We start from the raw sequence: 2,305 nt of genomic DNA on the forward strand, positions 1-2,305 counted from the left end.
TGCCGTCTCGGGCAAGCCATCGCGAATGCCATGAGCGAGGCCAGTGCGTGTTGGTCAGCAACCCGATCCGCAACCCCCGGGTCCGCACCAGGTGCAGCGCCAGCAGCGCGTCCGGGTCGCACACCGTGTGGGGAGTCCAGGCACACAGGTCATGCCGGGCCGCTACCCGGTGCACGGCACCGGCCACGTCGAGCCCGACCGCCGCCGACGCCACCGCGAGCAGTTCGGTGACCGTCCCGCTGCGGCCCGATGCGCCGGTCGTGGCCCACCACCGCTGTTCGGAGCCCTCCAGCGCCCGGGTCAGCTCCCGCGCGTCCCCCGGGGCGAGGTCGAGCGCAACCATTCGCCAGAGGTCCAACAGGTCCACGTCGTGGAAGGGGGTCAGGGTACCGCCCCAGTCGAAGACCACCGCCTCAACGACAGGAGGCTCCCCACCGATCACCGAGCGACCCACGCGTCCCGGTCCCGACCGAGCTCACAGACGATGGGCGGCAGGTGCCCGCTGGCGACATCCGCGAGCGTGACCTCCTCAAGGACCCGGCGCAGGCTGACCCGCACCGCGATCCACACATCCTGAAGGTACTTGGCGGCGCCCTCGTAGGCCGCATCCTCCGGTCTGCGGCCCCGGACGCTGGCCAACGGACCGTCGGTGGCACGGATCACCATCGCAATGGTGATCTCGCCCGCCGGTCGACAGAGCCGGTAACCACCTTCGGCGCCACGCCTGCTCACCACCAGGCCACTCCGGCGAAGATCGGTGAGGATGTTCTCCAGAAACCGCAGCGGCAGGTCCTGCGCGGTCGCCAGGCTCTCACCCTTCACGAGCTCACCGTCGGAGGCTGCCAGCGTCAGCAATGCGCGCAGGGCATAGTCGGCTCGTGCGGAGATCTGCATATCTCCATCTTGCCGGTCATGGTCGTAGCGCGCCCCACACGGGTAGCGCCGGTCGACCTCAGCTCGACTGTTCAGGCAGGAGCCCGCGGCGGGCGCGCATCCGGCGGTCCACGGTGTTGAACGCGGCATCCACCAGGACCCCGATCGCGAAAATCGTCAACATGGACGCGATCACACCGGTCGCATCCAGGAACTGGCGGCTGTTCTCCAGATCCGAGCCGATGGACGGGTGACCGGGCACGATAACCAGCAGTTCACCCGCCATCAGGCTCCGCCAGGCGAACGCCCAGCCCTGTTTGAGCCCGGCCACCACCGACGGCAGAGCCGCCGGTGCCACCACGAATCGGTACAGTTTCAGGCCTCGCGCGCCCATGGATTGCCCGAGCCTGGTCAGCAGCGGCGGGACATAGTCGATACCGCTGATGACACCGTTGGCGACCGACGGCGCCGCACCGAGTACGACGACGAACAGAATCGCCCCTTCGGTGAGCCTGAACAGCAGGATCGCCAGTGGGAACCAGACGATGGAGGGCATCGTCTGCAACGCTGTGATGAACGAGCCGACCGCGGTCCGCAGCAGGGCGAACCGGGACACGGCCAGACCGACGACGGTGCCGATCACGACCGCCAGAGCATACCCGACGAAAGCACGCTGCATGGTACGGGCGAAGGCGGACCAGAAGTCCCCACTCACCACCCGGTGGCCGAGCTCGGGCAACGCCTCGTCCGGGCCGGGTAGGACATAGGACGGCTTCCAGCCGATCCACACCACGATCTGCCACGCCAGCAGAAAGATCGCAACAGCGCCCAGCTTCGGCCAGGTCGCCGACCACATCCGCAGTGCGAGCGGGCGCCCGGGCGCCGCCGCGGTCTCCAGGGCGTCGAGCCCGGCAAGAGCCGCGTCGGTCGATGTGGTCGTCGCCGGCCCGCGCAGCGTATCGGGTCCGATGGTCGTATCAGTGGCCATGACGACTCACCTCCGCACGCAACCGAGCGGTGATCGTCGCGGCGAGCGCGGCCACATCCGGTTCGTCGATGCGGCGCGGGCGGTCGATCCCGACGTCGAAGATCTCAGCCACCCGCCCCGGCCGGCTCGACAGCAACACGATGCGATCCCCCAGCCGCACCGCCTCACGCACGTCGTGGGTGACGAACAGGACGGTGACCCCGGTTTCGCGCCAGATCCGCTCCAGCTCGTCATGCAGCAGGTCCCGCGTCATCGCATCGAGCGCGCCGAAGGGCTCGTCCATACACAGGATGTCGGCCTCCTGCGCGAACGCTCTGGCCAGGCTGACCCGCTGGCGCATGCCACCGGAAAGCTCGTGCGGCCGCTTGTCGGCAAGACCGGCCAGGCGAACCATCGTGAGGAGCTCCTCGACCCGGACCCGGCGATCCGCGCCGGGGACACCCC

Annotated in this window: 3 protein-coding genes and 1 pseudogene; all 4 read right to left on the reverse strand. The window is 69.0% G+C overall.

The window, feature by feature from the left end:
* Window positions 1-442, reverse strand: a pseudogene (locus tag U9977_RS24985) (HAD family hydrolase); the annotation flags it as partial.
* Window positions 439-894: an Rrf2 family transcriptional regulator gene (locus tag U9977_RS24990; RefSeq protein ID WP_322751730.1), complete on the reverse strand. Its 456-nt coding sequence runs from the start codon at window positions 892-894 to the stop codon at window positions 439-441. The pseudogene U9977_RS24985 and the gene U9977_RS24990, both read right to left, overlap by 4 nt.
* A 58-nt stretch (window positions 895-952) precedes the next feature.
* A complete protein-coding gene (locus tag U9977_RS24995; RefSeq protein ID WP_322751731.1) occupies window positions 953-1,861 on the reverse strand; it encodes an ABC transporter permease in 909 nt (302 codons plus the stop codon).
* A partial coding sequence (locus U9977_RS25000) for an ABC transporter ATP-binding protein (protein ID WP_322751732.1) occupies window positions 1,851-2,305 on the reverse strand: 455 nt, incomplete at its 5' end. The genes U9977_RS24995 and U9977_RS25000, both read right to left, overlap by 11 nt.

Origin of the sequence: Protofrankia sp. Cas8 (assembly GCF_963555845.1) — a bacterium.
In the GTDB taxonomy this organism is placed as follows: Bacteria; Actinomycetota; Actinomycetes; order Frankiales; family Frankiaceae; genus Protofrankia.